Genomic DNA, 25,113 nt, shown 5'->3' with positions numbered 1-25,113 from the left:
TTTGAAGAGAATATCGCATTAAACAAATGTTTAAAAAAGTATAAGAATTAATTAAAATACAGTTAACAGCATTCTATAATAGATACCGTTGTTTTGCAGAAAAAATAATGATGGAAAACAACAACCAGTTCAACAGAAGAAGGTTTCTCAAAAATTCACTATTGGCAGCAGGAGGAATCTTTATTGCTCCTTTAATTGAAAGTTGCAGTGATGATTTTACAGAGAACAGGAATGCTCCTAATGATCTTAAAAATAAGGGATTTGAATCTGGTGTAGCAAGTTTCGACCCTACAGCAACGGGAGTGATTATCTGGACAAGGTATTCTGTAGGTACTGATGCTGAAATTATCTGGGAAATAAGCAGAAACAGTAACTTTTCCGAGGTAGTAAGAAAAGGACAGGCCAATGCCTCATCAGTCAATGATTTTACGATAGCAGTGGATGTACAAAACATTCCATCCAACACAAAATATTACTATAGATTCTATAATTATAAAACCAAAGAAAGCAGCGTAGTAGGAGAAACCCTTACCTTACCTTCCAAAACAGATTCTGTAAACGAGGTGAAAATGGCTGTGGTATCATGTTCCAACTTTCCTGCAGGACTTTTCAATGTTTACGGAGCCATTGCTCAATCGGAAGCAGATGTAGTGGTACATCTTGGTGACTATATTTATGAATATGCTCCGGGGCAGTACGGAACCAATCCTTACACTAATCAACTTGGCAGAGCCCATAAACCAGCTAAGGAAATCCTTAACCTGAGTGATTACAGAGAAAGATACAGACAGTACAGGAGCGATAAAAATCTTCAGCTTCTTCACCAGAAAAAACCTTTCATTTGTGTATGGGATGATCATGAGTTTGCCAATGATACTTATAAATCCGGAGCAGAAAACCATCAGCCTAATGAAGGAGATTTCCAGACAAGAAAAATGGCTGCATTTCAGGCGTACAGCGAATATATTCCCCTGAAAACAGGAAAAGATCTAAGGATTTACAGAAGCTTCACATTCGGAAATATTGTATCTCTTTACATGATGGATACAAGAGTAATTGCAAGAGATAAACAAATGGAGTATTCAGATTATCTGGATAGTGCAGGGAACTTTGATCAGATAAAGTTTAAAGCAGATTTTTTAAGCACCAACAGAAAACTGATAGGAAGCGAGCAGATGACATGGCTGGGATCTCAGATTAATTCTGATACTGCAAAATGGAAAGTTTTGGGACAACAAATTCTAATGACGAAAATGATGGTTCCTGCAGAACTTCTAATGTTACTAAACCAAATCCTTGCAGAAATAAAGCAGTATGGAAGTGCGCAACCAGCAACGATGCAGGCTCTTCAGACTACAATTACCCAGTTGATTATTCTTAAAACAAGATACAAGCAACAGGATCCAACACTTACTCCGCAGGAAATTGCAAGAATTACAACTACCTTACCTTATAATCTAGATGCATGGGATGGATACTTTATGGAAAGAGAACAACTATATTCTATTCTGGCAGGAAAAAAAGTGATAGTATTGGCCGGTGATACTCATAATGCATGGTTAGGGAAACTTACCAATGCTCAGGGTAATTTTATTGGAACCGAATTAGCATGCAGCTCCGTTTCCTCTCCTGGGCTTGAAGGATATCTTGGAATCACTTCCGACCCTACTAAGGCAATAGAATTGGCTCAGGCATTTTCATTACTTATAGATGATTTAGATTATGCCAACCTTTATAAAAGAGGATATCTGCATGTAAAATTTACTTCCGGAAGTTCTATGGCAGAATGGAGGTTTGTAGATAATGTAATCTCTGAAACCTATAATGTTACAACCGAAAAAACATATACAATCTCATAGTTTCAAAAAGAACATATCTTATTTTCAATTTTGTATAAGAGCTGTAGGTACCCCTGTAGCTCTTTTTATTTTAACAATTTTTTTGTATCTTGAACATATGCAAGAGGATAAAGGAAAAGAGTTTTTACCGTTAGTTTCTAAGCCATGGTTCTTCATGACATTGGTGACCCGATTTTTCGCAGCACTTTTATTATTGGCGATGTTTCTGGTAATTTTAATATTACCTGCTATCATATGTGGGCAGTTAACATGGTTTATTGTAGTAGGCATTCTGTATTATCCTATTTTAGGATTTTTGCTTTACCGTTTTTTTCTTTATCAAAAAAAAATCAGAAAGAGAATAGTCAAAAGAATTGTGGTTGATGACAAAGGGGTACATTATGAAAGAGCAGATGGAACAATGGATGAGGTTCTTTACAGCAATTTAAAAGAATACTCCTTTTCAGATCAATATGATGTAGGGGTCAGCCCAAGAAACAAACAGTATATGTTGAAAGTGAATGACGGTAGCCGTATAGCAGATGTTGATTTTGATGGAATGGATGCCGGCTACTATTATTACTTTACCAATCTGAGAGCCTTGCGCAGAAAGTATATTCAGGGAATTGTATACTTCAGACCAGATCTACGTATAAATCCTTTTGTTTTTGATGTATACTATATCAATCCTGTGGATTTTACTTTCGATTGGAAAACCTATTGGGCTACCCTACTGAAAGTTGGGGGAGTATTAGTATTGTTAACTTTAGGAGGTGCTTTTTTACTGTATAAATTAGTGAGCTAATCCCTATAATAACTAAAGAACAATTTTTTGTGTAGTAAAATAAGATGTATCTTCTTTCTGTATTTTAAACATCTTTTTAAAGTAAAATACATTCTGATTCGTTCTGAAAATTAAAATCATATCCTTATATTTATTTTTCTATTAAGACTTATTAACCAGATAGAAACAGAGAGCGTTTCTCAAAAAATATAATTTGGTTTAGAAATTAATTGAAAAACAAATGGTAGAAAATTTTATTTATTACTTAGGGCTGGTACTGGTGATTATTAGTGCCATTATGCTGGCCAATCGTTTAAAAGTGGCATATCCCATTATTTTGGTTATTGCCGGTCTGCTCATCAGTTTTATTCCTGGTTTGCCAACAATAAAAATAGATCCCGAGCTTATCTTTATTATTTTCTTACCACCCCTCTTGTATGAAGCTGCCTTTGCCGTTTCGTGGAAAGAAATCTGGAAACTGAGGCGGATTATTACAAGTTTTGCTTTTATTGTAGTATTTCTTACAGCAATATCTGTAGCTTTTATAGCCAATTCATTTATCCCCGGGTTTTCATTGGCATTGGGTTTTGTGTTGGGAGGAATCGTTTCCCCGCCGGATGCCGTGAGTGCCGGAGCCATTTTAAAGTTTGTAAAAGTTCCAAAGAATGCATCTACCGTTTTGGAGGGAGAAAGTTTGTTCAACGACGCTTCTTCCCTGATCATCTTTCGGTTTGCAATGGTAGCAGTAGCCACAGGGCAGTTTGTATGGCAGGAAGCCGCATTAAGCTTTGGCTGGATGGTGTTTGGAGGTTTGGGGATAGGAGTTGTGTTGGCTTTTATCTTTTTAAAAATTGAAAAAATATTTCCTACCGACGTCAATATGGATGCTATTCTCAGTTTGGTAGCTCCTTATGTAATGTATATTGCTGCAGAAGAAGTTCATGCTTCAGGTGTATTGGCTGTTGTAAGCGGCGGGTTGTTTCTTTCCATAAGAAGACATGAAATTTTCAGAACATCGGAATCAAGATTAAGAGGTTCTAATGTTTGGGAAAGTTTTGTATTTCTGATTAACGGAATTGTCTTTTTATTGATAGGATTAGATCTTCCTGAAATTATGGTAGGTTTAGATAAAGAAGGAATAAGTTTGTCAGAAGCTGTCGGCTACGGTTTATTGGTTACAGCAGTATTGATTGTTGTTCGTTTTTTTGCTTCATTTGGAGCCGTTCTCGTTACATTAGTTATGCGGAACTTTATAGATGTTGCAGATAGAGATCCGGGAATGAAAGCTCCCATACTGATGGGCTGGACAGGGATGCGTGGAGTGGTTTCTCTGGCGGCAGCTCTATCCATTCCTGTAATGATGGAAAATGGACAGCCTTTTCCACATCGTGACCTCATCCTGTTTATAACTTTTGTCGTGATTTTGGTTACCCTTATTGTTCAGGGATTAACCTTACCTGCACTCATTCAGAAACTTAACTTGTCAGATTCCAGCGGAGGGTATATATCTGAGGAAGAATCAGAAAGCTTCCTACGAAAAGGAATGCGTCGCATAGCCATCAGTTATCTTAATGAAAATTATAAAGAAAGGAGAAATGAAAATGAGTATTTCAATAGATTGATGGACCGTTGGGAACAGGAAGATCGAGATGATTCCGTTCATAAAGTATCTGATGAGGTCAAGGAAATTTACTTTAAAACATTGGAACAACAACGTATCTGGCTTCGGGAAGAAAACAGACGTAATCCGAACATTGATGAAGAATATATAAGACATTATTTAACAAGGCTGGATCTGGAAGAAGAAAGGCTCAGAATGTAAAAAATACAACAAATGAATTTAGTAAAACAACTCGGGCAATTTCCCGATGATAAAAGAAAAGACTATTTCAGTACACTTTCCAATTATGCCAATGGAAAATTTCAGAATATACTCAATACTCCTCCTTTATTAGAGGGAGAAAGCATGACCAAAGCATTGCTGAACAGTCTCTGTAAAGTAGAAAATACCTCACCAAGAACGGAGCTTCCGTTTGTAGTAACAGACTTGAAAAATATAGCTCCCGAAGAAAACGTACTCATATGGTTTGGGCACAGTTCTTATTTCATTCAGATTGATGGGAAAAGGTTTCTGGTAGATCCTGTTTTCAGTGGAAATGCATCTCCAATGCCTGGATCCATAAAGGCATTTCAGGGAGCAGATTATTATAAACCAGAACATATGCCGGAGATCGATTTTCTCCTTATCTCTCACGATCATTGGGATCATTTAGACTATAAAACCGTTCAGGCTTTAAAGGATAAGGTTACTACCGTAATTTGTGGTCTGGGAACAGGCCAGCACTTTGAATACTGGGGTTGGGAGCCGGAAAAGATCATTGAAAAAAACTGGTGGGATAGTATAGATATTGCGGATGGTTTTAAAATTACACTTACACCGGCAAGACATTTTTCCGGAAGACTGTTGAACCGAAATATCTCACTTTGGACCTCCTTTGTTTTGAAAACCCCCACCAAGAATCTCTTTTTAGGCGGAGACAGTGGCTATGGAAATCATTTTACAGAGATAGGAGATAAATACGGACCTTTTGATTTAGCAGTAATGGAATGTGGGCAATACAATGAAAAATGGCCGTATATCCACACTTTGCCCGATCAGCTTATTGGGGAAATACAGGAATTAAAAGCGAAAAACTTTATTCCGGTACATCATTCAAAATTCAAATTAGCCCAGCACGCATGGTTTGAACCTGTGGAACTGGCAACCAAAAATGCAGAAGAAAATCAGCAGCCAATTACTTTGCCTTTGATGGGTGAAAAAGTAGATTTGAATCAATTAGGAAAGACAACCTGGAAGAAATGGTGGGAAGATTATAAGTAAGAATAAAATCTTTGTTGGGTTAATATAAAGATTCCCATAAAAATAAAACCTGCTCATTATTGAGCAGGTTTTCCTTATTATCAAAAAAAAATAATCACTACTGAGGCTCGTTATGACTCACCTTAGAATGAATGATATCGTAAAATACTGCTGGATTTGTTGCGTCAGGAGTAATTCTATAGGTAAACGTAGTTTCGTTCAAAAGAAGAATATCCACAACACGGGTGAAAGTAACATTACCGTTATTATCTAAACCAACAAGGGTTCTTTTCTTTCCATCAGGAGAAATAGACCATGTTCCCTGAGATCTCAATACATTGTTTAACCCGAAGATTTTGAAAGTCCCATTCGCTTTAAAGTAAGAATATCCTACATAGCCAGCCACACTGGTATCATTTAAAGCTACATTATTTCCACTTTTATCTTTAGCTCCCGTAGTTTCCCAAGGAGTAGAAGCCAATGTAAGCTGTCCGTTATTGGGTTCAGCATGAGAAGTCTTCGTATGGATAATGTCATAATAAATAGAAGGATCAGCTGCATTAGGGCGAATTCTGTAAGTGAATTCATTTTTATTTAAAACCAAGATTTCAACATCACGACTGAAGATGGTAGATCCATCCGGATTCAAGGATGCAATAATTCTTGTCTTTCCCTGAGGATCTACAGACCAAGTTCCTCTGGATCTTAATACATCAGTTAGGCTGTAAATGGCAAACTTTCCGTCTGCTTTGAAGTAAGCAAAACCTACATAACCAGCTACACTGGCATCAACTAATGCTACATTATTACCGTTCTTATCCTTAGCTCCCGTAGTTTCCCATGGAGTAGAAGACAGAACCTGTGAGGGAGTCTGCTGTTCAACAACAATTTCAGTATCATCATCATTAGAGCATGATACGAAAGAAGCAGATAAAAGAACTGCTGCAGACAGATAACATAGTTTTTTCAGTGTATTCATAAGGGTATTTTTTAAGTCTTTGCAAACTTATCCCGAATAAATATCAATACGTTGTATAAAATATCTCTTTTGTTGTAGAATATATAACAGACGGTATACAATGCAGATGAATTGATATTACCATCCGGTTACCAATAGATTTCTTGCCGCTTTCTCACTGCATTTCTGATATTTGGAATAGGCCAGTGCGGCTTTGCTTCTGATCTGTTCTCCTGATTCATTATTGATATATCCGGCTAATGCATCATGAAGAATATAAGCCTCCGGAGCCATAAGGTGGCTGGTCCATACCAAAGGATTAGCTTTGGTTTCCCTTAACAATGGAGAGAAGAATTTTTTACTGTAACATGCCAGAATGATGCAGTCTCGTGTTTTTCCATCAGTGTTTTTAAAAGACTCAGACAATTGAAAATCCATTAACCCATCATGACCTATATAAGAAACAAGACTTGAATTTCCATAAATACCGATACTGGTATTATTAACATGAAGAACATCTTTCATCTGCCCCGAACTGCTGTAGAAAAAATCCTTTGTGCAGTTTTTGATATACTGTCCATCATAGGCATCAGCTACCAAATAATAATTCTTCTTGGTGGCATGTTGAAAAACAAGTCTTTCCATTCTTATTGAATCCTTTTTTTCAGACTTTAAAAATTTCCAGTCCTTACTTTTTTTGAAATACGTACGAACTCCATAGCCTGCTCCCCAATATAAATTTTGATCAGGATCCTGACCATTTCCTATTTTTTCAGGAACAGGAACAATTCCCTGATATTTATTGTCGCACAAAGCTACAAGAACATGAATCGTTTTCGTATCCTTATTAAAGTTGTCAACACTTTTCAGTTTTTCCTTTGATGCATTTCCAGATAAGCCAGCCTTGTTCGTAGACCTTTCTTTACCCTTGTTTTCACACCCAATAAAACATAATCCAAAAGAAATTAACAGTAAGAAAAGCGAAACCTGATTTTGAATCTTCATAATTCTGTGCATTTTCCTTAAAAGTACAATAAACCATCAGTACAAGACAATTATTTATCGAAGTTTTGTATGAAAATTTTCCAAAATAGATACTATTCAAACCGAAAAGAAATAGATTTTAAGTGAACTTCTTTAACTCGTATTTTTATGGTTGAAATTAATCTCCACCTCACAACAAAACTCTATTTTTGAATATGAATAACAGAAACCGCGGAAAAAATACTGGTGACGACAATTTATTCGGTTCAGAAAAACAGATCAGCAAGCTGAAACTGGCAGTTCAAGATATGCAGTATTTGTTAACAAAGGGATATGCAGAAAAAGCATCTTCCGAGCTTGTAGGAAATAGATATAGATTAAAAACAAGACAGATACAGGCTTTACGGGGGGCCTCGGCTTCTGATATACAAATTCACGACAGAAAACTCAAACAATTAAGCACTTCTGATCTAAAGGATAAAACCATTTATCTTGATGGCTTCAATGTCTTGATTTTATTGGAAAGTTTATTGTCTGAAGCCTACATTTTTGAGGGTGCTGATGGCTGTTTTCGAGATCTTTCCGGAGTTCATGGGACCTATAAAAGAGTGAATCAAACTTTAAAAGCGATAGAACTTGTTGCCGAATTCTTTCAAAAGAATCTAGTTCAGAAATTGGTTTGGGTTTTTGATCAACCCGTCTCCAACAGCGGAAGAATTAAACAGATTATTCTCGATTTTGCTTTGGAAAACAAGCTCAATTGGGAAGCTGAATTACAATACAATCCGGATAAATTTCTGGCAGAAAGTTCAGAAATAATCATTTCATCAGATGCCTGGATATTAGATCACTGCAAAGAATGGTTCAATCTGATTGAGTATTTGATTCAAGAAGAAAAACTGTCTGTTAATCTGATCAAAACACGATAAAAAATGAGTTTATTTAACAAATATATTCCCCTGATTTCAGATTCGTGGAAAGAGAAATATCAAGGTGTTTTAGAAGAAGAGCATCTGAAAAGGCTGGAGGAAAATATAAGGAAATATAAAAATGATGCTTTAGAATGGGACTTGCCCTATTTTAATGAAGAAATAAAAATAAACAGAGCGGATAGCTTTGATAAGTTGATCAATATCCTCGGGAGTACAGATTCTGATGAGGTTAAGGCAAAACATCTGGAAATTATTCCTATTGAAGACTGGCTTATTGTTTTAGGACAAAGGCTTACTTCAGCGAGCATTCGTGATGAAAATGCAATTCCACCTCTTCAGAATGTATTAATTGATGCCTGTGAAGAATCTTTTAACAATGAAATTACCATTGCCCAGCGAGCTTGGGAAAAACATACAGGAAGAATGGAAGATCATTTTTGGGGTGAAGTCAAAGGAAATAATCAACAGAAGCAGGAGAAAGTAATGCAGAAAATCCATTATATTCTTGAAAATAAAACGTGGTGGAACATCTTCTTTCACTATAAACACGGACTTGTCTTTGAAGTTAGAGAAAAACAGGGCCACGGAATCCGCTGGAGCCATGGAGGAAAAAAACTCATTGGCTTTCTGGAAAAATTTATCAATGAATAATATTAACTACGCAAAAAGATTACGTTGTTAATCCGTAATTTTGCAGCCATGAAAAGTTGCCATAGATCAACAGTACATAATCACTATAGATTCTTAAGCGTTAATTGAAAATAATTTAACTTACGCCTTATAAAACCTAATCACATCTTATGAAATATATTTTACTTTCCACTTTGGTTCTGTTTTCATGTAAAGGAAAAGAAGATAAGAAAACCATTGAAAAAAAGGATTCAGTAGCTGTTGTAAAAAACAATGAGGTTGCATCACAAGAAAATTTTGATATTCTTAAAGTTCTGCTGGATGAAGAAGTGGGCAAAGAAAAACCAGAAGAAATAGATTATAAAAATTACACTGTTTCTTTTAAAAATGATGATAATCCGTATACAGTAACCTTTCAGAAAATAGCTTCTGATGATTTTAATAATGATGGGATCATGGATTATATTGTGGAAAGGAACTCAGAGGGAATGTTGGGTGGAAACGCCAATACCAACTCAGAAATTCTATATATCATCACAGGAAAAGACCATAGAATTAGTCAAAGACATGAGATACAGGCTTCCGCGCCCTTTTCATACAATGTTGTGGATGGATTATCTTATGAAGGCGGAAAGTTGAAAGCATCGGCAATGCAAAACTACCGTTCCTATAATAAACCCATAGACAGTCTGGAATCTACAGAACTCTCTTTTGTTTACAAGGATGGAAATGTCTATGAAGAATCCTATCTCACTAGCTGTGCTCTTGCAAAATGGAAAGATAAAAAAATCTTTAATTCCGCTACTGAACACCAAAGAAGTATAGAAAGACATAATTACACGGAAACAGTTGAGGACAAATACACATCAGATGGTTTTGAAGCTTCTGCAGAGCTTTCGGGATGTGATAATTTAGAGATTATTTTTGAAGGAAACTATAAAATAAAAGATATAAACCCAAAATCTATTGAGGAAAAGAGAAAGCAGTTTTTGAGCTTTTTGGTTAAAGATACAAGTGTTCAGAAAGATCTTTCCGTAATTCAGAACTATTATCTTACGCATCAGCCCTCTGAAGAATCTGTCACTGTAGGAAATCTTTCATTCTATATTTTCACTCATAAAAATAAAGGCGAAGTCAGCTTCCGACTTGTCATGACCGAAAATAATAATCCAAAACAAGAAGAAAACTGGGACATTGTAACCCGGAAAAAATAATATTTATAAACAAATTTAAAAAAATGAATACATACATTGATATTGGTATCAATCTGACCAATAAACAATTCTATAATGAACATGAAGAGATTATCAACCGCGCCCTTGACAATGGGGTAGATCATATGATCCTAACAGGAACAAGTGTTCGTGGAAGTAAGGAATCTGCCGAAATCGCAGAAGAATATCCTGATATTTTATTTTCAACAGCAGGAATTCACCCTCATGATGCCAAATCTTTTCATCATGAAAGCATCAACGAGTTGAGAAAACTATTGAAACAGGATCATGTAATCTCGGTGGGAGAATGCGGACTGGATTTTGATCGAGATTTTTCTCCAAGACCCATACAGGAAAAATGCTACAAAGCACATTTAGAATTAGCTATCGAAGTCAATAAACCTCTTTTTCTTCACGAAAGATCAGCTTTTAAAAGATTTAATGACATTACCGATGAATACCTTTCTAAGCTTCCGAAAGCTGTTGTTCACTGCTTTACCGGAACATTGGATGAAGCAAAAATATATCTGGATAAAGGGTTTTATTTAGGATTTACCGGAGCCATCAGTGATGAGAAAAGATTTAAACACCTGGAAGATGTTATTAAATATGTTCCTCTCGACAGAATGATGATTGAAACAGATGCTCCTTTCATGCTGCCGAAGAATATGCCAAGAATGCAGAACAGACGGAATGAACCCTCGTTTTTACCCTATGTTGCGCAAACCATTGCCCATCTGAAAAAAATGAGTATTTCTGAGGTTGCAGATGAAACCACAGAAGTTGCCAGAAATTTTTTCAAGCTATAAAAAAGAGCTCTACTGATAAAGTAAAGCTCTTTTTTTATAGCAAAATTGCTAATATGTTATTGAAAAGTGAGAGGTAAATAAGCAAATCGCTTTTTCTTCCTTTTACTTTCTTATAAACTCTTAATTGCTGATTCTAAAGCCAGTTCCATCATTGGTTTCAAGGCTGTTTCTCTCTCATCAGCAGAGATCTTCTCATGAGTCGGGATAATGTCAGTTACCGTAAGGATAGTAGCTGCATTTTTACCTAAATGCTGAGCATTGGCAAATAATCCGAAAGCTTCCATTTCTACTGCAGGGCAGTTGTATTTTGTTGCAATCTCAGGAGTGTTAGGATCTTTTCTGTAGAAAATATCACTACTGTGGATATTGATCGCCTTAGCATGTAATGATAGCTCATTAGAAGTTTCATTGATGGTATTGAAAATATTTCCCTGGTGAGGAAGAATTTCATCCTCAATTCCCCATGCATACTTAGCATAAGTACTTTCGCTGGCAGCATTTTCAATATTTAAAATATCAAAAAGCTTAAGATCAGTATTATATGCACCACAAGTTCCGATTCTGATAATCGTATCTACTTCATACTCAGTAAATAACTCAAAAGAATAGATTCCAATACTTGGGAAACCCATTCCACTAGCACCTACAGTGATCTCCTTACCTTTGTAAAGTCCTGTATAATAAAATATTCCTCTGGTTTTGCTTACCAATTTTGCATTTTCTAAATAATTTTCAGCAATATACTGTGCACGAAGCGGATCCCCCGGCTGCAATACTACTTTGGCAATTTCTCCTTTTTTTGCACTGATGTGAATACTCATAATTTTATTTTGACTGGCACAAATATAATAACTTTTATATTGATCATATCATTACAGGGATGGAAACAACTGAGCAATTTCAGGTGGCTGTAATGCATAAAATATTATCAATAAATGCTTTAAATAGGATTGTATATAAAGTCTGTTGAAAATGTCATATTCTGTAAAGTCAAAACTGAATATAGCCAATACAGAACAAGAATAGAATAACACAGAGCAAGTGTCACACGATGTGACCCGCTAATTTTGCTGCATTCAATAGTATTAAAATAAAAAAATGAAAATAGAACATATTGCTATTTGGGTGAAAGACCTTGAACAGTCCAGAGAATTTTATCAGAAGTATTTTGGAGCCATTTCCAATGAAAAATACCATAATCCTGTTAAAAACTTTGAATCCTATTTTTTAAGCTTTGATAATGGCTGTAGAATAGAAATTATGACCAGGCCAGACATCAGAAAAAGCGAAAACTCCTACCAGTCTCAACAGTTTGGAATCATACATCTGGCATTTTCAGCAGGCAGTAAAGAAAAAGTGGACAAACTTACAGAGACGTTGAGAAAAGACGGATATACAGTAGCCGGAGAACCACGTACCACAGGAGATGGCTATTACGAAAGCGTTATCCTGGATCCGGAAAACAATATTATTGAAATTGTTGCCTAAAATCATTGAGAGATACCATTTCAAAACCTTAGAGATTTCTTACTTTAAGGTTTTTTTATTTTAAAATTAAAAAGATTCAGTATTTAACATTAATCGCCGAATTAAAATTTCATTCTCAACGAAATAGTTTTATTTTTGTTAGATGATGGAAACCAAATCACCGTTTTTAGATACAATCTTCCTACTCAGGAAGAATCAATGTATAACCCTTTTCTCGAACTTGCAGGAAATTTCCCTAAAAGAAGAGACAGAGGCAGGTGATTATTTTGAAACAGAATTTGAAAAAGAAAGACTTGAGTTTTTATCCGATCAGTTAGTTTGTGATAAAACAACAGCAGTTTGGGCAGCGAAAGTTCTCTATCATAGTGCACAGTTGTATCTTATAAGAGAAAACACAGCAAAAAATATTGAAAACCTCATCCCAAGGTTTCAGGGAACAAAAAATGTTTCCTCCATATTGTCAGCAGATTTATCATTGAGGTTTTTACCCGAAGTGATTATTGCTTTAAATTCTGTAGACCCCGAAGATACTCTGATTACCCTCCTTGAAGACATCCTCACAGAATTTCATTACTCAGGAATCGGATATGATCTTGATCTGGAACGGGTGAACTGGGAGGAAGAACTGAAAGACAAAACCTACCGGAAATTGTATCTGGAAAGAATTGTTGACAAAAAAGATTATAAACTGGCGGAAATTCCGTTCATCAATAAACTGCTCATTGCAGAATTTGGGATGCATAAAGATGCATTTTGGAGAGAATTAAAAATAATAACCGAAGAAAATCAATGACTCAGAATATCAATAAACTCAATACAGTTCTAAACTACGTAAAAGATACTTTCGTAGGTAAAAATGATGTAGTAGACCTATTGGGAATCTGTCTTTTGGCAAGAGAGAATGCCTTTTTGTATGGCCCTCCGGGAACCGCAAAATCAGCCATTGTAAGAACATTGTCAAAAACTGTAAAAGACGGAAAAAACTTTGAATATTTATTAACCCGTTTTACAGAACCCAATGAGATTTTTGGTCCTTTTGACATCAGGAAATTAAAAGAAGGAGAACTTCTGACCAATACGGAAGGAATGATGCCCGAGGCCTCCTTGGTTTTTCTGGATGAGATCTTCAACGCCAATTCCGCTATCCTCAACTCATTGCTGATGGCATTGAACGAAAAGATTTTCAAAAGAGGAAAAGAAACAAAACACTTACCGGCTTTAATGTTTGTGGGAGCAAGTAACGTTCTTCCGGAAGATGAAGCCCTAAATGCCTTATTTGACCGTTTTCTAGTGAGAATAAATGTAGATTACGTGAATCCTGAATTATTACAACAGGTTCTTTTGGCAGGAAGAAAATTAGAAAATGAAGAAGAAACAGAAGTTCCCGAAATTCATGCTGATGAGATAAGAGAACTGCAAAATATTTGTAAAACAATAGATCTTAAGCCTATCTATGAGGCTTACCTGAATACCATCATGAGTTTACGGAATACAGGAATTGCTATTTCGGATCGTAGAGCAGTGAAGCTTCAAAACCTTATTGCAGCAAGTGCTCTGATCTGTGGAAGAAATGAAGCTGTTCTTTCTGACCTTTGGGTTTTAAAACACATCTGGGATACAGAAGAACAAATTGAAATTCTTGAAGGAATTATCAACAGAACCATAGAAAAAGACGATCACCCAAAGTCTCATCCTCAGGCTATGCAAAATAAAACGCCCAATCCGGAAGATGTGATGAAAGATGTGAAAATCCTTGTAGAGAAATGGAATGAAGGAACGTTGAGTTTTGAAGAGCAAAATGTGATCAAGGATAAACTAAGATACCTACAAACACGCTGCGACTGGATTAGAAATCCTGAGCAAAAACAATATATTCAGCAGGAAATTGAAAGCTTATGGCAGAAAATTCTTCAAACAATATAAAAGAATTCTGGGCGGAAATCCCCCAGACTGATGAAGATTTTCTGGGTTCTATAAGGGACTGGAAGAATGTTCAGATTGCGGTGGATGATGAAACGATATGGCTTAAAGGTTTTACCGACGAACAAGCCGTCTCCTCGGAAATACATCAGTTACCCAATTTTGTACTGTACGAGCTGCGTGATGGGCTTTTATTTAAAAAAGGAGCATTGGTTCCCAGCAGGAAAATGAGAACAGCTTTGCTTTGGATGTCTATAGATAAAGCATTACGTCTCAATTTTCCGATTTCTAATAATAACTATTTCGGAATTAGTGAAAGAGTTCAGATTAAGTTAAAGGAAAGTGACGAAGAATATCCTGTAATTGCCTTGCTGTGCAACATGTCAGATATTAAAGACCGTATTGCAACAGTACCCAAATTCAGATTGGAAAAAATAAAATGGGTTGTAATTGGGGATAAAGCTCTTTTTTCAGGAACACCCTTATTAAGCTTGCCAGGAAAAACCTATTGGTTAAAAGACAACCACCTATTGCCATCAGGTTTTGATTTTGAATTTAAAAACCTGAGTTTACCTTTACAGGAAAAATATAATAAAGAACAAGATGGATGGCTTCTATGGGATGAAAAGGGGAATTATCTTTCACTTAAGAAAGCCGATTTCCGGGACTTGTCCATAAGCTCATTCCGTCTTACCGAAAAATCAAGAGAATGGAATTAAAGGCCTATTTCCAGTCCTATGAAAACTATTTCTGGGAATGGAAAACCGATGAAGATATTCCCGGAGATTCCGGATATAACGATAACAACCTTATTTCCATACCGGGAGTAGGGGCTATTGCTTATAGACCTTATATTATTGAGATTTTAAAAGAACTTCAACCACAGGGCTGGCCTCCGTTCGGAGCTTTGTTGATGGTCTTATATGCCATGCAGGAAGGGTATATCAACTTTGCAGATCCCTTAAGACATACCACAAAACTTTATAGTGTTGGAAACTTTGAATTCAATGCTGAAAAAGAAATTGAATTTCTAGAAAAAATAAAGGCTCTTCCTCAAATCTACAAGCAAAAGCAAAATAAGATTGTTCTCTTGCAGACTTTGTTTAAAAATGGGCACAACAGAATATCTTCCACAACTGCTGAAGCAATTTTGAAAGTTTATTATAAACGTCCACAAGAGCTTGCCTTTAGTGCAGATAAACAGCATGCAGAATCTTCCATCCTAAATAAAGATCTGGCAGCAATGGATCTTAACAAAAGATTCCCAACTACGCAATCTATTATTGATGCAATGAGAGGGCTTACAGAAGAGCCGGAACTGTATGATGAAGTGGTAGAGGAAGAAGCTACAGCAGATACGGATAAAGACTTTATCAGAGAACTGATTGAAGAACCAAAGACATTTCAGGTAGGAAGTCTTATCAAAAGAATTTGGAGTGGACTGAAGATCCCAATGCGTCACCTTTCTCCGGGAGAACAACCGATAGGGGGCATTTCCGATATGACCAATAAAGGAGATTTCCACAAAATGCTTTTGTCGGAATTTGCTAATGAAGACGAGATATTCATGAATCGGGTTGCCAATAATGAAGCTCTGTACATTCAAAGAGAGATACCCCCTGAAGAAAATATTTTCGAAAGAATAATTTTAATTGATACTTCCCTAAGAAATTGGGGTACACCAAAAGTGCTAGCTTTCGCATCTGCTATTGCTGTGATCAAACATCCAAAGGCACATTCGGAATGCAAGGTTTTTGCATTGGGGCAGGCAGGAGTTCCCATTTCCCTGAATAAAGTAGAAGATGTTATTGAAAACCTTAATCAGGTGAGCCCGATTCTGGAAGCATCAGAAGCGTTGGAAAAATTTTTTATTGAAGAACATACTGAAAAAGATATAGAAGTATTTTTCATTACCCATGAGGAAAATATTACAGACAAGAAAGTTCAAAAAGTCATTCATCAGCATAGGGATAGGCTTAAATTTTTGGTGACAACCAGTTCAGATGGAGAAATCAACTTTTATAAACATCATAAAGGAGCAAGAAAACATATTCAGAAAATAAAACTTCCGCTTCAGGAATTGTGGGCAAACCCGCCACAACAAAAAACAGCAGGAATTAATTTGGATGGAAAGAAAACAGAACTGCCACTGAATTATCCAATTTTATACCCAACACCAGTTAATAAAATTGCACAGTTTCTATACGAGGGCGAATTTTTTATACTGAGTTCTAAAAAACAATTGTTGAAAACCTACCTTTCAGACAATTATTATGACAGACATTATTACGAATATTATAAAACCTATCATGGCTGTGAAATTTTGTTTGAAAATATCTCTGTAAAACCCACTGGAAAGTTTGCTTTGGCGAAAAATAGGCAACAGCATTTTATCCTTTGTCAGTACCAGCCGGCCAAAAAATTAATATCAAAACTTAATTTAAATACAAAGGAATATTCTGAGCAAAATGTTACCGGACTTAATATACCGGATTCTTATAATCTGATTTATTTTGGGAAGAGTTTTTATCTTCATCAATTTGCCAATCCGTTACTATACAAAATAAATATTGAGGGAAATATCTCCATTGAAACAATTTCCGGAAAAGATAAAGAAATAGAAAAAAACAATGCAAAAGCGGAAGCGGAAGTTGCTAAGCTGAGTCAAACCGGACTTAAAATTATCAACAGTTTTAATAAAATAGGAATTAATAGTCAGAGTAATCTGGTTTTTTCAGGATGTGAAATAAGCAATGTATATGATAATACATTGAGCCTGTACAAAAACAGATTTGAAATAAAAATTTTTGCAGAGCAGAACAGAAACAAATTTACCTTTCCCGATGGGAGTGAAATCATTGCAGATTACCGAGGGATGCTAACTTTTAGGAGTAGCAATAAAGGAATAGATGAATTTTATATGCCGGCTACCTCATATGGTTTTCTTTCCCTGGCTACCTATACAGAATTTAGTGGACCAGAATATTATCTTCCGGAACACACTTTACAGAAAGTAAGAACCGTGGAGGAAATGTATTTTCAATACTTAAGACCATTTATAGATCAGATTTTGGATTATGGAGCTTAGAATTAAACCTTTCCCGAAAAATAATTATCCTAAAAAAGGGCTTTTAATCAAAGGCTCTTCACCTGTGATATGGCTTCAGGAAATGGAAGTCCTTGGGATTAATCTCGATCACATAAAATCCTATGCTATTCCGGCAGATCTTCCGAATGTGCTGTATGGATGTTTTCTGGTTTTTAACGATCATGCCCCGCAGGAAATTGGTAAAAATGCTTATTTCCAGTGTGTGGATAATAAATTTTTTATTCCTGAAAATACAACTTTTTATCCGAAAATAAATCCAGAGGACTGGGAACTGGTAGCTTCAGATTTTCTCATTATGCATCCTGAATTTGGATTGGTAAAACTATCAGAACAGATAGATTGGGTTGCATTGATTCAGGAGCCTGGAAATATTGATGAAATAGTTAGAAAACCTCTGAAAGGAGTTACAATCCCTCACCAGATAGAAAGCTTTACGGTTGAAATGGATGATGAAAAAATGCTTGAAGCTTTACAGAAACCTCAAACCGAAGAAGAATGGATGAATAACCTGCCTTTTGATATGAAAAAAGTAATGGCAGGGAATAAAAAAGAGATTGAAAAATATTTAAAATACATTGAAAAATATCCTGAAAGAGCCATAGAATTAGGGGTTCCTTTAGACATTATGGGAACATCCAGAGGTGATGGATCAGGAAAATTTACCTGGTTGGAAGGTTTATTTGGAGGAAGCTCCGGCGATAAGCAGGAAAGTAAAGGTACCCGAAATTTCCGCAGAATATTCTGGGCCGTTATTGTGATTGCTATTGTCTTAAAAATAGCGCTCCCATCAGATAAAAAAGAATCTGAACAGGAAGAAAACGTTGAGTCTTCAGGGAAAATTGTAAAAAATGCTGTAAAAGCACCATCAGATATGCTAGCCTTTCAGTCGGGCATCACCGAAATAGATCAGAAGATTGATTCTATATACCAACAGAAAAGGAAAGGACTGTCCAACGAACTTCTGAATGCAGGAATGCTGGAGGGGCAGACAGAAAAAGCAAAAGAAGAATATAAAAAGAAAGGCGGAAGAGAGGTAAGTGAAATAGGACACGATATTCAAAAGCTTAACGGTAAGGAACAACAAAGCAGAGATTCTCTCAAAACAATTTATAAAAAGAAAATAACCAGACATATTGAAGAAAGAAGTGAAAACCTGAAACGTAAAATTTCAGACTCTCTTAAACAATATACCAAAGGAAAACCAGCAAACGGAGATGTCGTAAAATTTCTTTTAAAGAAAAAGCAGGTTTTGATGGAAGACTCTTTAGGAAAGCTTTACGGAACTATTGATCTTGTGGATATGCAGCCACCATCACCTATAAAAGATTCAAAGGTAAAAGGAATTGAGTCAGGGAATAGGCAGTTGAAAAAAGATACCCCTGTTTCAGATATTCTGTATATGGTGATCCTGATGATTGCAGCAGTGGGACTATATTCTTTTCTGTTTAAAAATAAATCCCTGAACCTTGGTGGCGATAACGTGCCTGGTTGGGTAAAGTTCCTTTTGACGGCAATACTCGTAGCCATGCTGGTGTATCTGTTCTACCCCTTGGTAAAGATGTTCGGGTACAACTGGTTTGTATGGGTTCTTGTAATTTGTGTGATATTACTTCTCTACCGTTTATTCAGAGACGATAAAACCATTTTAAACTCCGAAGATGATGAATAAGCAGAAATTTATAGACAAATTTATGGCAGCCTTTGTGTTGTTGGCCATGTTCAAGATCATCGGAATAGTTGCTCAGCTGTTCCATGAAAGCTTCTGGAGTGTTATCGGAACCCTGATTATTTTCCTGATTGTTGCCTTTATTATTTTTATGGTAATCGTAGCCCTGAAAGATAAAGAGCAAAACGAACGGAATTCAAAAAGAAAAGGAGCTGGTGGAGGAAATTTCTATCTGGAATCCTCATTGTTTGACAGAATCAGAAGTAAATACGAAGAACTTGCTGAAAAGTATATAGCAGAAAAGGATTATAAAAAAGCAGCAAAAGTCTATATGAATTTGCTTCAGGACCATTACAGAGGAGCAAAAACATTAGAAAATGGAGGGTTTTATAACGAAGCTGCCGCAGTATATCTTAAAAAGTTAAAAAATAAATCCGATGCAGCAACCTGCTATGAAAAAGCAAAGCAATACAAAAAAGCAATAGACCTTTACAAGGAAATGGAGCAGAAAGAAAAAGTGGGAGATCTTTATAGAGAAATCAATGATCTTAAAAACGCCCATACCTATTACCAAATGGTTGCAGATGATTATACAACCAATAAACAAATGGTAAAGGCCTCTCTTGTCTATCGTAAGAAAATGGAAAAAACAGACGAAGCTCAAAAGATACTACTAAAGGGTTGGGAAGAAGACAAAGATTCGTTCAACTGTCTGAATAACTATTTTGCCAATATTTTTGATCTTAAAAAACTGGAAACAGAAATACAGGAGCTATATGCAAAAACTCCGGCCTACAAAAAGATCATCTATCTTGATGCTCTAAAACATGAGTTTAAAAAAGACCCAAAACTACAGATTACTACCAGAAACATAGCCTATGAGATCATAGCTGAAAAAGTAGGAACCCGCTCAGAAATAATAAATGAACTGAAATATTTTAATCCCAATGATGAGGTGATTCTAAAAGATATTTCGAGATTCAAGACAGGAAGAAATAAGATGTTCAGGAACTAAAGGATAAAAAATAATATGGATAATACTGCTAAATATCTTCATTTTAGATATGATAACAAAGATCCCTTTGAGATTGTACAGGAAATAATATCAAAAGGAAAATTACCATTGCATGCGATAAAAGAAATTAAGGAAAAATTTCCTGCTTTTTCATTAATGGATGCTAAAGAAGTTGTAATTATTGCTACTTCAGAACATAAAAGTCTATATGATTATCAAGGAAGTTTATTAATAGAACTTGAAAAACTGAGTGAAGTAATGAAATAAAATTTTGTGTTTAAAAAAAGTACTATGTAACTATTAAAAAACCAGTCACAGAACTTCATTTTATTACTCAGTCTTGTGGAAATTATTAAATAATATCAAAAAAGATTTATCTTTGCGCCAGAAAATTATGACAATACAAAGAGCACATATCAATGCAGAACTATGCGAAAGCCCATCAAAACTGGGATTATTCGGATATGATTTGATGATATGGAATGAGGCGAAATGTGCTGACTTTGGAAATTATTTACTGTAAACTCGTAAAAAATTAATCAAAATACTACAAAAACGCCTCGATTTTTCGAAGCGTTTTTTGTTTTTTAGGTCAGAAATTATTTAGAATGAAAAAAAATAACCATAAACATGAAAATTTTTTAATTAACAATGAAACCTTAATACGATAAAATAGAGTGATAAGCAACCCGATGAGAGACAGTCATTTAGGTATTTAAGATATCCGCAAAATATTGCGGACAGAAATTTCTTACTCTAAAATCTATATTTAACTATTTGATTTTCAATATATTAATTTGAAAATTTATTTGTGAGTTTCGAAAATTCATATTTACTTTGCAACCGAAAATTGAAAGCAACAGGTTTTCAGGATTCAACAAAAATAATTTAAAGACAAAACAAAAATAAAATGAAACAATTGCGTAACATATTTAATCAATACTCAGAACTATTCGGACAGGAGCCGGCAGGAGCTGTGTGTGTTTATGATAGCAGAATTGTGGATAGAAGGTGCTTATATACGTGGGTCAGTTAATGATCTTTCACGTCAAAATATACCAAGCGCCTCCCAAAAAGAGGCGCTTTTTTTATGGTTCCGTAGCTCAACCGGATAGAGCATGGGTTTTCTAAACCCAGGGTTAGAGGTTCGAATCCTCTCGGAATCACAACATATAAGGTCTATTGAGGTAATGGCTAACCTGCCCGACTGTCTCTTGGGCACTGCGAGTTCGATTCTCGCATAGACCGCAAAGATTCATGGAAATTTCAGCTCCGACTGTCTCTCGGAAAAGAATGTTGAAGTGAATCTGCAAAACTGGAAAGATAACGGTGGTTGTTTACCCGTCTTGGACGCGGGAGGTCGCAAGTTCGAATCTTGCTTTCCAGACAAAATGCAAATGAATAGTTAATTGTTTCAGGAGAAAAGTAAAAGTTTGTCAAGAGCAGAAGATCTTTACATCAAAACACGAAAGTACAGACAAGCTTTTTCTTATCTCAATAAAGAACAATTAGAATTAAAAATATCATTTATAAAATTTTAGGTAGAATAAAGTTTGTCGAGCGCAGAAGGTCTTATATCAAACAAAAAATTAGGACAGGCTTTATTTTTTTAATGAAAACTAAATAAAAATGATGGTTCGCCGAAGTGGAAGAGTCGGGGCGGTCTGCAAAACCGTTGCTTAAGCTGAGTGGGTTTGAATCCCATAGCCATCTCAAATAACTAAAATGAGATTAGTTCAGGAGAAAAAATAAAAGTTTGTCGAGCGTAGAAGTTCTTGTATCAAAAAATGAAGACAAACTTTATTTCCTCCAAAGAAAAATTAGGAAAAAGTATTCATTACTTATTATTCCTGAAAACTGGAAGTACGCCGAAGTTGGAGAGTCGGGGCAGACTGTAAATCTGTTGCTTCATTGCTGAGTAGGTTCGAATCCTACTACTTCCACCAAACCGCTGATAATGTAATGGCAGCATGCAGGAAATATACTCTTGTTGTTTAGGTTCGATTCCTAGTCAGTTGGTTTTTAATAGCTCTATTCGTCTAACGGTCAGGACGCCTGCCTTTCGAGCAGAAAATAAGGGTTCGATTCCCTTATAGAGTACAGGATGTGAATGAACTGGTCAATATTGGATTGATTATAACCATGAAAATTCAAATATGAAAAATATATTGGCCAGTCACCATTCAAAAAAAATAGGAAAAGAGAAAGGTTTGTCGAGCGCAGAAGATCTTTACAAACAAAAACAAGCATTAGTTTATAGTAGACAGAGCTTTCTCAAACCTAATTTATGATAAATGGTAAGCAAAGATCTAATTCCAATATTATCAATTACTCATAAAAACTGCGGGAATGGTGGAATGGTATACACTCTTGATTTAGGATCAAGCTTTTGGGGGTTCGAATCCCTCTTCCCGTACCAAAATATCAATTATAACAAGGAAGAGTGGTGTAGAAGGTCTGCACGCTAGTCTGAAAAACTAGAGGTACAGGTTCAATTCCTGTCTGTTCCGCAAAAAAATAAAAGTAAAAACGTAGAGGTTAGAACACAACCTCTGGGAAATCAATTATAAACTATCAATTATAAATATGTAGAAAAAATGGAAACGCAACAACAAACATGGCAGAATATGAATGGAAAAATTTTCCAAGACTCTATCACACAGCTGGTAGAAGAAGCCATCATTCGCGAACAAGCAAACGGACACCGTCTGAAAGTATGTGTGGGATCAGACTCTCATGTATACGGAGAAGCTATTAATTATGCTACGGCAGTAGTGTTTATTCGTGAGGGAAAAGGAGCGTTTACCTTTATTAGAAAAGAAAGAGAAATACAGAGTATCAGTATCAAGGAGCGAATGCTGAATGAAGTCAACAAATCCGTTGAAATTGCATACGCCATCTGCTCTGTGTTAGATAATTATGGTGTGGAAATGGAGGTGCACGCAGACATTAATACAGACCCTGACTTTAAGTCTAATGTGGCATTAGGAGATGCTATGGGATACATTCTGGGAATGGGATATGTGTTTAAGGCAAAACCCTTTGCTTTCGCCAGCTCCAACTGTGCTGATATGATGGTTTAATTTTCTAAATAATAACTATAAAAAGTAATCAAAATATTGAATATTTACTTTTTTAATTAAAAACTAACAACATGACTCATAATAGAATAGCCGTTATCGGTTTACACGAACATGAATATGAATATATAAGGCAACATTACGAAGGTCTCATGATCTGGCATCAATCCATTCCCAAAATAAAAGTAATTGACGGAATATTATATGTTGAAAAAGCTCAGGGAGTAGGAATGCTTCCGGTTGATAAGATTGTTTATCATGGTATTTTTGAAGATGATCTGGATTTTATTTCAGGATTAGCCTTGTGGAATGGCCCATGCTTTCCAAACGCTTACGGAATGCTTGAATGCAGATTGAAAATTCCTTGTCTGGTTAAGGCAATGAAATATTCAAAATTTAACTCTCCAAGAGGATTTATCTCTGCAGATACCTATATAAATACGAACTCTGAGTTGGTGGCCAAATGGGGAAACTGGCATTGTGGAGAAAACAAACATAAGTTTACAGGAAGTTGGGAAAGTACAGAAGATAGTGTTCTGGAACCTTATTTTGAGGGGGAAGCCATAAGAATTTTAAACATTGGCGAAAAATCCTGGCAGATTAAACTTGAAGGAGAAACATGGTTAAAATCCATTCATCCCGATAATGCCCAATTCACGGAAATGGATGCAGAACTTTTACAGGATACATTAACCTTGAAAGATAAAATTGGAATGGATGTCATTGCTAATGATTACATCGTTCAAAAAGATGGAACCAAGCATTTACTGGAGATTAATCACATCCCCAATATCACAAGATTTGAAGAAGTAAGATTACATTTTCTTGAAACTGTTGTGGATTGGATTTATGAAGACTAGCTAAAGCTTAATAATCAAAAAATAAGGCAATGAAAATGACAAAAAGATTATTGTTTCTGGATGATATACGATATCCGATTGAGGCTTATCATTATACCAAACAGGATATTTTCCTGAGAAAAGATTGGCATATAGTTCGGAACTACGAGCAGTTTGTCAATAGGATTTTGGAAAAAGGACTTCCTGAAATGATCTCTTTTGACCACGACCTTGCCGATATGCATTATCTGATACCGGATTCTCAGGAATATATTGAAAAAACAGGCTATGATTGTGCAAAATGGCTGGTAGAATACTGCATGGATAACTATTTAGAGCTGCCAAAATTCTATTGCCACTCCATGAATCCCGTAGGGAAGAAGAATATTGAGAGCCTTTTAAAAAATTTTAAAAAATTATAATGGACATTTTTAGATTAATTCGAGATATTAAAAGCCATCTTAAGCTCAATTTTGATGAAGTGGATAGGTGGTTTGAAAAAGATAGTGAAACGTTGAATTTTCAGCCTTCAAATGGAGGCTGGACGATTCAGCAGATTTTAGAGCATATTTATCTTACAAACTTTTACCTATTGATCCTGATTGAAAAAGGTACAAAAAAAGCAATGCGAAATTCCATGAATCTTGATTTGGAATCTGAAATAAAGAATTACAGTTTTGATAGAGGAAATTTTGAGAAAATAGGAGAATATGGGGCTTTTGAGTGGATCAGACCAGAACATATGGAGCCAAAAGGACAGCTAAGTTTAGAAGAAATCAAAAACTTGATATCTCAGCAATATCATCAGTGTATAAGCTATTTGGATTTGATGAAAAATGGTGAAGGGGTTCTTTATAAAACCACAATGACAGTAAATGAATTGGGGAAAATCAATGTGTATGAATATATTTATTTTCTCTCACTTCATGCTCAAAGACACCTTACTCAGATGAGGAACAACGAATCAGAAACAATTAAAAACTAAAA

Annotated in this window: 24 protein-coding genes and 8 tRNA genes; 29 read left to right on the top strand and 3 right to left on the bottom strand. The window is 35.6% G+C overall.

Annotated elements, in window-relative coordinates:
- Positions 1-107 precede the first annotated feature (107 nt).
- The 4 genes from C1638_RS17165 to C1638_RS17150 all read left to right on the top strand — a co-directional run bounded on the left by C1638_RS17165 (position 108) and on the right by C1638_RS17150 (position 5,503).
- On the top strand, positions 108-1,859 hold the full coding sequence (locus C1638_RS17165; protein ID WP_109623002.1) for an alkaline phosphatase D family protein: 1,752 nt from the start codon (positions 108-110) through the stop codon (positions 1,857-1,859).
- A gap of 97 nt (positions 1,860-1,956) precedes the next feature.
- Positions 1,957-2,643, top strand: coding sequence for a hypothetical protein (locus C1638_RS17160; RefSeq protein WP_123838392.1), 687 nt, complete (start codon positions 1,957-1,959; stop codon positions 2,641-2,643).
- Positions 2,644-2,863: 220 nt separating this feature from the next.
- Entirely contained in the window at positions 2,864-4,444 is a 1,581-nt protein-coding gene (locus C1638_RS17155) for a Na+/H+ antiporter (RefSeq protein ID WP_109622998.1), read from the top strand.
- A gap of 12 nt (positions 4,445-4,456) precedes the next feature.
- Positions 4,457-5,503 (top strand): MBL fold metallo-hydrolase, encoded by a 1,047-nt coding sequence (locus C1638_RS17150; RefSeq protein ID WP_109622996.1) that lies wholly within the window; start codon positions 4,457-4,459, stop codon positions 5,501-5,503.
- Between the two features lie 97 nt (positions 5,504-5,600).
- Here C1638_RS17150 and C1638_RS22415 read toward each other — a convergent pair whose 3' ends face one another.
- Together C1638_RS22415 and C1638_RS17140 are read right to left on the bottom strand one after the other, a co-directional pair.
- The gene (locus tag C1638_RS22415; RefSeq protein ID WP_165826553.1) at positions 5,601-6,461 is read right to left on the bottom strand and encodes a DUF4822 domain-containing protein; all 861 of its coding nucleotides are present in this window, start codon (positions 6,459-6,461) and stop codon (positions 5,601-5,603) included.
- Positions 6,462-6,578: 117 nt separating this feature from the next.
- Entirely contained in the window at positions 6,579-7,445 is an 867-nt protein-coding gene (locus tag C1638_RS17140) for a hypothetical protein (RefSeq protein ID WP_228428200.1), read from the bottom strand.
- Positions 7,446-7,639: 194 nt separating this feature from the next.
- On the opposite strand from C1638_RS17140, the gene C1638_RS17135 reads away from it, so the two are divergent.
- The 4 genes from C1638_RS17135 (at position 7,640) to C1638_RS17120 (ending at position 11,009) form a co-directional block, all read left to right on the top strand.
- Entirely contained in the window at positions 7,640-8,353 is a 714-nt protein-coding gene (locus tag C1638_RS17135; protein WP_109622994.1) for a DUF434 domain-containing protein, read from the top strand.
- A 3-nt stretch (positions 8,354-8,356) separates the two neighbouring features.
- Positions 8,357-9,007, top strand: coding sequence for a tRNase toxin domain-containing protein (locus C1638_RS17130; protein WP_109622992.1), 651 nt, complete (start codon positions 8,357-8,359; stop codon positions 9,005-9,007).
- Between the two features lie 149 nt (positions 9,008-9,156).
- A complete protein-coding gene (locus tag C1638_RS17125; protein WP_109622990.1) occupies positions 9,157-10,200 on the top strand; it encodes a hypothetical protein in 1,044 nt (347 codons plus the stop codon).
- Between the two features lie 23 nt (positions 10,201-10,223).
- Positions 10,224-11,009 carry a TatD family hydrolase gene (locus tag C1638_RS17120; protein ID WP_109622988.1) on the top strand — a complete coding sequence of 262 codons (786 nt, stop codon included), beginning with the start codon at positions 10,224-10,226 and terminating at the stop codon, positions 11,007-11,009.
- Between the two features lie 110 nt (positions 11,010-11,119).
- Here the strand turns inward: C1638_RS17120 and deoD are convergent, their stop codons facing one another.
- Complete coding sequence (deoD, locus tag C1638_RS17115; protein ID WP_076356253.1) at positions 11,120-11,830, bottom strand: purine-nucleoside phosphorylase; 711 nt, start codon at positions 11,828-11,830, stop codon at positions 11,120-11,122.
- Between the two features lie 277 nt (positions 11,831-12,107).
- On the opposite strand from deoD, the gene C1638_RS17110 reads away from it, so the two are divergent.
- From C1638_RS17110 to C1638_RS17025, 21 genes are all read left to right on the top strand, one after another.
- Positions 12,108-12,497, top strand: coding sequence for a VOC family protein (locus C1638_RS17110; RefSeq protein ID WP_109622986.1), 390 nt, complete (start codon positions 12,108-12,110; stop codon positions 12,495-12,497).
- A gap of 142 nt (positions 12,498-12,639) precedes the next feature.
- Positions 12,640-13,290: a conflict system bpX4 domain-containing protein gene (locus C1638_RS17105; protein WP_498365964.1), complete on the top strand. Its 651-nt coding sequence runs from the start codon at positions 12,640-12,642 to the stop codon at positions 13,288-13,290.
- The gene (locus C1638_RS17100) at positions 13,287-14,420 is read left to right on the top strand and encodes an AAA family ATPase (RefSeq protein ID WP_109622984.1); all 1,134 of its coding nucleotides are present in this window, start codon (positions 13,287-13,289) and stop codon (positions 14,418-14,420) included. Before C1638_RS17105 ends, C1638_RS17100 begins: the two co-directional genes overlap by 4 nt.
- On the top strand, positions 14,393-15,136 hold the full coding sequence (locus tag C1638_RS17095; protein ID WP_109622982.1) for a hypothetical protein: 744 nt from the start codon (positions 14,393-14,395) through the stop codon (positions 15,134-15,136). The genes C1638_RS17100 and C1638_RS17095 overlap by 28 nt, the downstream gene beginning before the upstream one ends.
- Positions 15,127-17,505: a hypothetical protein gene (locus C1638_RS17090; RefSeq protein ID WP_109622980.1), complete on the top strand. Its 2,379-nt coding sequence runs from the start codon at positions 15,127-15,129 to the stop codon at positions 17,503-17,505. The genes C1638_RS17095 and C1638_RS17090 overlap by 10 nt, the downstream gene beginning before the upstream one ends.
- On the top strand, positions 17,495-19,195 hold the full coding sequence (locus C1638_RS17085) for a bpX3 domain-containing protein (RefSeq protein WP_109622978.1): 1,701 nt from the start codon (positions 17,495-17,497) through the stop codon (positions 19,193-19,195). The genes C1638_RS17090 and C1638_RS17085 overlap by 11 nt, the downstream gene beginning before the upstream one ends.
- Positions 19,185-20,207: a hypothetical protein gene (locus tag C1638_RS17080; protein WP_228428198.1), complete on the top strand. Its 1,023-nt coding sequence runs from the start codon at positions 19,185-19,187 to the stop codon at positions 20,205-20,207. The genes C1638_RS17085 and C1638_RS17080 overlap by 11 nt, the downstream gene beginning before the upstream one ends.
- Positions 20,208-20,222: 15 nt before the next feature.
- Entirely contained in the window at positions 20,223-20,474 is a 252-nt protein-coding gene (locus tag C1638_RS17075; RefSeq protein ID WP_109622974.1) for a hypothetical protein, read from the top strand.
- Positions 20,475-20,601: 127 nt separating this feature from the next.
- Positions 20,602-20,730, top strand: coding sequence for a penicillin-binding protein (locus tag C1638_RS17070; RefSeq protein WP_076356269.1), 129 nt, complete (start codon positions 20,602-20,604; stop codon positions 20,728-20,730).
- Positions 20,731-21,299: 569 nt separating this feature from the next.
- Positions 21,300-21,373 (top strand) — tRNA-Arg (locus C1638_RS17065).
- 10 nt (positions 21,374-21,383) lie between these two features.
- Positions 21,384-21,455 (top strand) — tRNA-Asp (locus C1638_RS22410).
- A gap of 67 nt (positions 21,456-21,522) precedes the next feature.
- Positions 21,523-21,594 (top strand) — tRNA-Pro (locus C1638_RS22405).
- Positions 21,595-21,838: 244 nt separating this feature from the next.
- Positions 21,839-21,920, top strand: a tRNA-Cys gene (locus tag C1638_RS22400).
- A 146-nt stretch (positions 21,921-22,066) separates the two neighbouring features.
- A tRNA-Tyr gene (locus C1638_RS17060) sits at positions 22,067-22,153 on the top strand.
- 82 nt (positions 22,154-22,235) lie between these two features.
- A tRNA-Glu gene (locus tag C1638_RS17055) sits at positions 22,236-22,307 on the top strand.
- 243 nt (positions 22,308-22,550) lie between these two features.
- Positions 22,551-22,626 (top strand) — tRNA-Leu (locus C1638_RS17050).
- Between the two features lie 18 nt (positions 22,627-22,644).
- Positions 22,645-22,717 (top strand) — tRNA-Phe (locus C1638_RS17045).
- 87 nt (positions 22,718-22,804) lie between these two features.
- Complete coding sequence (locus tag C1638_RS17040; protein WP_109622972.1) at positions 22,805-23,290, top strand: ribonuclease H-like YkuK family protein; 486 nt, start codon at positions 22,805-22,807, stop codon at positions 23,288-23,290.
- Between the two features lie 71 nt (positions 23,291-23,361).
- Positions 23,362-24,147, top strand: coding sequence for a hypothetical protein (locus tag C1638_RS17035; RefSeq protein WP_109622970.1), 786 nt, complete (start codon positions 23,362-23,364; stop codon positions 24,145-24,147).
- Between the two features lie 29 nt (positions 24,148-24,176).
- Positions 24,177-24,548 carry a cyclic-phosphate processing receiver domain-containing protein gene (locus C1638_RS17030; RefSeq protein ID WP_109622968.1) on the top strand — a complete coding sequence of 124 codons (372 nt, stop codon included), beginning with the start codon at positions 24,177-24,179 and terminating at the stop codon, positions 24,546-24,548.
- Positions 24,548-25,111 carry a DinB family protein gene (locus tag C1638_RS17025; RefSeq protein ID WP_109622966.1) on the top strand — a complete coding sequence of 188 codons (564 nt, stop codon included), beginning with the start codon at positions 24,548-24,550 and terminating at the stop codon, positions 25,109-25,111. The genes C1638_RS17030 and C1638_RS17025 overlap by 1 nt, the downstream gene beginning before the upstream one ends.
- Positions 25,112-25,113: the final 2 nt, after the last annotated feature.

Origin of the sequence: Chryseobacterium oncorhynchi, from assembly GCF_002899895.1 — a bacterium.
Lineage (GTDB): Bacteria > Bacteroidota > Bacteroidia > Flavobacteriales > Weeksellaceae > Chryseobacterium > Chryseobacterium oncorhynchi.
The sequence above is the reverse complement of the archived record's forward strand: the minus strand, read 5'-3'. Positions and strand labels throughout refer to the sequence as shown.